This window comes from candidate division WOR-3 bacterium, assembly GCA_039804165.1.
Lineage (GTDB): Bacteria > Hydrothermota > UBA3072 > UBA3072 > UBA3072 > JAFGHJ01.
Genome location: JBDRZZ010000020.1, coordinates 21,434 through 27,490 on the forward strand (window position 1 = coordinate 21,434; position 6,057 = coordinate 27,490).

Annotated in this window: 7 protein-coding genes; 3 read left to right on the forward strand and 4 right to left on the reverse strand. The window is 33.4% G+C overall.

From position 1 onward, the window contains the following. Positions 1 to 9: 9 nt before the first annotated feature. A complete protein-coding gene (locus tag ABIN61_07155) occupies positions 10 to 1,428 on the reverse strand; it encodes an FAD-dependent oxidoreductase (protein MEO0293980.1) in 1,419 nt (472 codons plus the stop codon). 94 nt (positions 1,429 to 1,522) lie between these two features. Here ABIN61_07155 and ABIN61_07160 point away from each other — a divergent pair, with 94 nt between their 5' ends. Together ABIN61_07160 and ABIN61_07165 are read left to right on the forward strand one after the other, a co-directional pair. Continuing rightward, positions 1,523 to 2,179, forward strand: a complete 657-nt coding sequence (locus ABIN61_07160) for a SatD family protein (GenBank protein MEO0293981.1) — start codon at positions 1,523 to 1,525, stop codon at positions 2,177 to 2,179. A gap of 36 nt (positions 2,180 to 2,215) precedes the next feature. Continuing rightward, entirely contained in the window at positions 2,216 to 2,947 is a 732-nt protein-coding gene (locus ABIN61_07165) for a hypothetical protein (GenBank protein ID MEO0293982.1), read from the forward strand. Here the strand turns inward: ABIN61_07165 and ABIN61_07170 are convergent. From ABIN61_07170 to ABIN61_07180, 3 genes are read right to left on the reverse strand one after another with little or no spacing between them, the layout of a single operon-like run. Then, positions 2,940 to 3,848, reverse strand: a complete 909-nt coding sequence (locus tag ABIN61_07170; protein MEO0293983.1) for a patatin-like phospholipase family protein — start codon at positions 3,846 to 3,848, stop codon at positions 2,940 to 2,942. The genes ABIN61_07165 and ABIN61_07170 overlap by 8 nt on opposite strands. Then, positions 3,832 to 4,080, reverse strand: a complete 249-nt coding sequence (locus tag ABIN61_07175; protein ID MEO0293984.1) for a hypothetical protein — start codon at positions 4,078 to 4,080, stop codon at positions 3,832 to 3,834. The genes ABIN61_07170 and ABIN61_07175 overlap by 17 nt, the downstream gene beginning before the upstream one ends. Next, positions 4,055 to 5,416, reverse strand: coding sequence for a phosphomannomutase/phosphoglucomutase (locus tag ABIN61_07180; protein MEO0293985.1), 1,362 nt, complete (start codon positions 5,414 to 5,416; stop codon positions 4,055 to 4,057). The genes ABIN61_07175 and ABIN61_07180 overlap by 26 nt, the downstream gene beginning before the upstream one ends. Positions 5,417 to 5,772: 356 nt before the next feature. Between ABIN61_07180 and ABIN61_07185 the strand changes: the two genes are divergently transcribed. Further along, on the forward strand, positions 5,773 to 6,057 hold a 285-nt coding region (locus ABIN61_07185), incomplete at its 3' end, for a hypothetical protein (GenBank protein MEO0293986.1).

The window sequence follows — 6,057 nt, forward strand, 5'->3', positions numbered from 1 at the left end:
AAAGACCTTTTACTTCACATAACCTCTCTCAAAATATTCTTGCTCTGTTCCAATTTCATCTATATTATACTTCTTACCTTCTATTACATTTCTCGCAGCCAAAATTCCCATCTCCAGAGCATGATCTTGATTATTATATCTAAAACTCCCAGCCCTCCCAATTAATTGCAAATTTTTAATTTGCCCCAGATAATTTTTGACTTTATCCAAATTCTCTCTATACCCCAAATCATAAACTGGATATGCATACCTTTCCTTATGAACAAAAAGCCCCAAAACCTCTTTTTCTTTAACAAAACCAAGATCTTCCAACCATTCTAAGCTCAAATTAAACAACTTCTCCTTTGTTGCCTCCCACACTTCTTCATTTTCCCAGCAGAAAAATTCTAGAAGAAGAGAAGTCTTATCAGGGGGTGACATCTTCTTACTAAAATTCTTTGGCTCCATTATTCTCCCAAAAGGAATTTCTTTTTCTGGAAAATATATCCATTGGTCAGGGAAAACAGAGGATTTATTAAGGGTGATAAAAAGAGAAACGTGTGACCTAAATCTTAAATTTTGGGCCGCTTTCAAAACATCTTTTGGGACATCTGTATCTAATAAGTTAATGAATTCCGTTATTGGAATAGAAGAAAGGACATAATCGGCTCTAAAAATTTCGTTTCCCTTATTTGTCTTTACAATAATTTCTTCTATTTTATTATTTTTAACACCTATTTTAACAGGTCTACTATTTAACTTAACAATCCCATATCTTCCATCCAAAATCCTCTCTTTAATTTTTTGGTAAATTAAACCTGTCCCAGAAGCCGGATAATAAAACTGATCAACAAGAGTCTTTGGACCTTCTTTTGACTTAATAATAGCTTTCTTAAACATTTCCTTTAAAGAAAGACCTCTAATTCTCTGACGAGCCCAATCAGGAGAAATCTTAGCACAAGGCAGACCCCAAATTTTCTCTGTATAATTAAGCATATTAAGTTCAGCTAAGGTTCTTCCAAAATCTGAAATTACTTGCTCCTCAAAGGATATTGGCTCTTTCCTTAAAAAAACCTTTTTCGTTCTTTCAAAAAGATAATCACGAACAATCTTAAATCCTTTATAAAAACCAACGTTTAAAAGAGCATTTCTTAACTCAACAGGATAAAGAAAAAATTTACCATTCACATAAAATCTCGTCAACCTATCCACTTTTATCCAACTCTCTCCAAGTAAATCTTCAATAAAATCATATAGATATTTGTTCTGACTGAAAAACCTATGTGGACCAGTATCCGTTCTAAATTCTCCAAACACTAAAGTTCTGGAAAGCCCACCAACTTCTTCGTTCTTCTCCACAACAACAAAAGACTTTCCTGCTTTATTCAACTCAAAAGCCGCTGCCATCCCAGCGGGCCCTCCACCTAAGATCAAGACTTCTCTTTCCATTGCCTAAAATTTATATAATGTTTTCATAAATAGTCAAGCCTTCCCTCAAAGAGAAATTCTTGACTATTTTGGCTTTCCAGATATAATCTTTATAATGGAAAAAGACAATATATACGCTGTAATTACAGGAGACATTGTAAAATCAAGAAATCTTGGAGAGAGAAGAGAAGAAGTTCTAAATTTAATAAGAGAAGGAATTAACTCTCTTTTCTCTTTAAAAAAAGGAAGCTTTGGGGGTTTTTCAGATATTTTTAGAGGAGACTCATTCCAACTTTTAGTGCTAAATCCAAGTTTAGCTTTAGAGATTGTTGTATTTTTAAAAGCCTATCTAATTGCAAAAATTACAAATAAAAAAATAGAGTTAAGGGTAGGAATCGGAATTGGAAAAATTGAAAGTTTCAACCCAACAAATATTAGAGAAAGCGATGGAGAAGCCTTTAGACTCTCAGGAGAAGCAATTGACAATATCTCTAAATATAGAAGATTCCTTATAAAATCCAACAATCCAGAACTAAACAGATACTTCAATTTTATCTCCTCTTCAATAGATGCAATCACGAGCCATTGGTCACCCCTCCAAGCCGAAGCTATCCTCTTGTGGATTTCCGGAGAAAACCAAATCTCTATCGGAGAAAAATTGGGCATTTCCCAACCAGCCATTCATCAACGCTTACAACTTGGAGGACATTTTGCACTCAAAGAAGCTTTTGAATTGTTTGAATACTTAATAAGGAAGCATTATAATATATGAATATTATAAATTTAATTATAAACTTATAGACTTATTATGTATAATATTAACATTTTTTTAAGGTTTTTAATAGCCCATTTAGTTATTAATTTGTCTTTTGAATTTTGTGGATTAAGAAAAAAAGTAGAAAAAGAAATATTTTCTTCAATTTGGCTTTACATCTTCTCGGCCATTTATGGAATACTTTTATATCTCTCCAAAGGAGATTATCACACATTTTGGTTAATTCCTCTTGGTTTTCTCATCTGGGTTTTTACTTCTTTACTTTTTAGGTTTATAAAAGGTAAATTACTAAAATTTCTAATACCGCAGGCGATTTTTCTCCTCTTCCTATTCACGATTTGGCTTTCTCTTTCAAAAACAAATTTATCCCTTTTATTAACCATTTTACAAATTTTGTTTAACTCAAGAAGTTCTCTACTAATTATCTCTGGATTTATTTCTCTTATTTGGCCTATAGGTCCTTTAATAGGTATTATCACTGAGCCTCTAAGAGAGAAGATAAAAGAAGGAAATGGTCTTGAGAAAGCAGGGCTTTGGATTGGCATTTTAGAAAGGATTTTGATTTATACTTTTATATTAACAGACAATTTAATGGCAATTGCTTTTCTTATAACAGCAAAGACAATCTTTAGATTTGGAGAAATAAAGGATCACACAAGAAGAAAAGAAGCAGAATACATCCTTATTGGCACTCTATTAAGCTTTACATTTGCAATTCTTATTTCCTTATTTATAAAATATCTATTAAAATCAAACTTTATCTAGCGACCTGAAAACTTCTTCTTAAAAAAGAATAAAAAGAGGGCTTCACAAGTCTTCTTATCTCTGGTAATTTTTCTTTAGTAGCCAGATAGCCAACTCTTATTCCAAAATCAATCTTAGTAAAATCTGCCCAGTGAATAGACTCAACTTTCGGCTCAATTAAAACATCAGCTTTTTCAGCTTGAATTTTATTGTAATGGAACTTAGCAATCTCATCCACCCTGAAAATTAAGGAAAGGGCTGACCCAACCTTATCATATTTTGTAAGTTTTGAACCTAAATTTACAGCTATAACCCTATCTGCTCCAAGAGCTCTGCATCCATCTACTGGAACTTTTGCAGTTGGACCTGCATCAACCAGAATCTCATTTCTTTCTTCCCAGGGCGGGAAAACTCCTGAAATTAAAATAGATTTTAATACGGCTTCCCTAAGAGGACCCTTATGAATGTAAATAACCCTCCCAGAAACCACATCAAGTGTTGTGCATCCAAACTTTATTTTTAAATCTTCAATTTTTATATCAGGCAAGATCTTAGCAATTACTCTTTCAAGAGGTTCTCTTTTGAGAATATACGGTTGAATAGCCATCCTTGCTAAAGCTAATCTTTCACGTAAATAAGAAGCTAATCTCTTGAAACTCAACCCTTCTGGATGCTCCTTAAAAAATTCAAAGCCTAAACTTTTGAACTCTTCAGAATTTACACATTCCTTAGCTTTATTAAGTAATTCTTGAATGTTTAATCCTGTCGCGTAAACACCACCTATCAACGCTCCAATAGAAGTGCCAAATATAATATTTGGCCTTATATTTTCTTCTTCAAGGCACTTTATAACTCCAAGATGTGCAACACCTCTTCCTGCTCCACCACCCAGAACTAAACCTAATTTACTTCTCCTTAGCACACAACTCTCTTATTTTTGGGGTTAAATAAATATTATCAAGGTCATTCCTCTTCAACGCCTCAATCAAAATCCTCATCTTGTCTTCTTCAGAGATTCTTTTATCCATTATCACATATTTATTGTTAAAAACTCTACAATATCCACCTTTCTGGAGCAGCTTATCTTCTATAATCTTTATCCCTATTTTACAAGCTACCTGAATAAGTTCAGCTAAGATTTCTTTTCTTTTCATTTATAAAGTCTGTTACAATTCTTTGAATTTCTTCCAACCTTTCTTTTGTTTTAGCTTCAAAACGAGTCACCACAATCGGTTGAGTGTTAGAAGCTCTCACAAGACCCCAACCATCGTCAAAGAGAATTCTAACACCGTCAATATCTATAGTCTTATATTTTTTCCTAAACTCCTCCTTAGCTGCCTCAACAATTCTCCATTTTGCTTCCTCTCCCACCTCGGTTCTTATCTCTGGGGTACTAAAATAATAAGGCATTTCATCAATCAACTCTGAAACCCTTTTATCGGAATGAGAAACTATTTCATAAAATTTCGCAGAGACAAATATAGCGTCATCATACCCATAATAACCATCAGCGATAAAAATGTGTCCGCTCATTTCTCCTGCAAGTAAAGCTCCTACCTCTTTCATTTTTGCTTTCAGTAGAGAGTGCCCTGTTTTCCACATAAGAGGTTTCCCACCAAGTTTCTCAATCCATTCAACAAGACCCTGACTGCATTTAACATCAAAAATCACTTCTGCCCCTGGATTTTTCAAAATTATTGGTTTAGCTAACGCACCTAAGAGCTGATCCCCAAAAACAAGTCTTCCATTTTCATCTATTATACCCGCGCGATCAGCATCTCCATCATACCCTATTCCCATATCTGCCTTAGCTTCTAACACTTTTTCTCTAAGTTGCTCGGTATATTTCACAACTGTAGGATCTGGCAAATGATTTGGAAAATTCCCATCAGGTTCAAAATTAATACACTCAAAATCCGCTCCCAAGGATTTAAATAACTCGGTTGCAATGGGTCCCGCAGTCCCATTACCTGGATCCAATATTATCTTCAGTTTTCGTCCCGGGGAAATTAAAGAGGAAATATAATCTATATAATCTTTAACAATCTCTTTTTCCCTAATATCTCCTTTCCCTTTTTCATAATCCTCTTCCTGAATTATTTTCTTTATTTTCTGAATCTCCTCACCATACACGGTATCTTTTCTCTTCATCATCTTAAAACCATTATATTCAATTGGATTATGACTCCCAGTAATCATCACCCCCCCATCCAAATTATAATGGAAAATAGAAAAATATAAAAGAGGTGTGGGAACAACTCCTATATTTATCACATTGCATCCCGTATCAATTATTCCTTCCGAAAGATTCTCAAACAATCTCGGAGAGCTATTCCTTACATCTCTTCCCACAGCAATATTTAAAAGTCCCACTCTTTTTAGATATGTCCCAAACGCTTTCCCAAGATTATATGCAAATTCACTTGTCAATTCTTCATCTGCTATGCCTCTTATATCATATTCTCTAAAAATTCTATCATTTACTATCATAATCTATCTCCTATTTTCTGTATATTTAATTTTCCAAAATTTTTTGTCAAGATCTTTTTATAAAGCTTTACCCTAAATTCTTCTTGAAAAGATTACATTGACAAAACAAAAAAAATAACTATTATTTTAAAATAAACCCTAATAAGCAAACGAAAGGGGGTGATGTTAAAAAAATAAAAGTATCGGGTTTTATAAAATAAATTTTAACCCGGTTTGAAGATAAGTTTTAGAAATTTAAGAAGATTTAAATTTCTTGTTAAATTTGTTCTTTTGAAAAGTATAAAGATTCAAGGATCTCTTAAATCCTTCAAGAGGAAACACCAAATTTAACAAGAAAAAGAAAAAAAGGAGGTTTTATGTTATTATTTCTTTCTTTACTTTTAGTTTCTCAAGCTCCTATGAGTGACTCAAGGTGGGATTCCCCAGATGTTTTAATTGAAGATTCTCTTGGTCCTTATGTTGCTTTTGCTGCGGATTACAATTACACAACAGGAGATATATATGTGGCGTGTTTAGTTGATTCGGGATACTATTTCGGTAATTACTGCGGTGTTCTTATTTTACGTTCCAAAGATCACGGCTTGACATGGGAAAAATGGAATTCCGTGTTGTTGTCCCCACACTGGGATATGAAAAACATA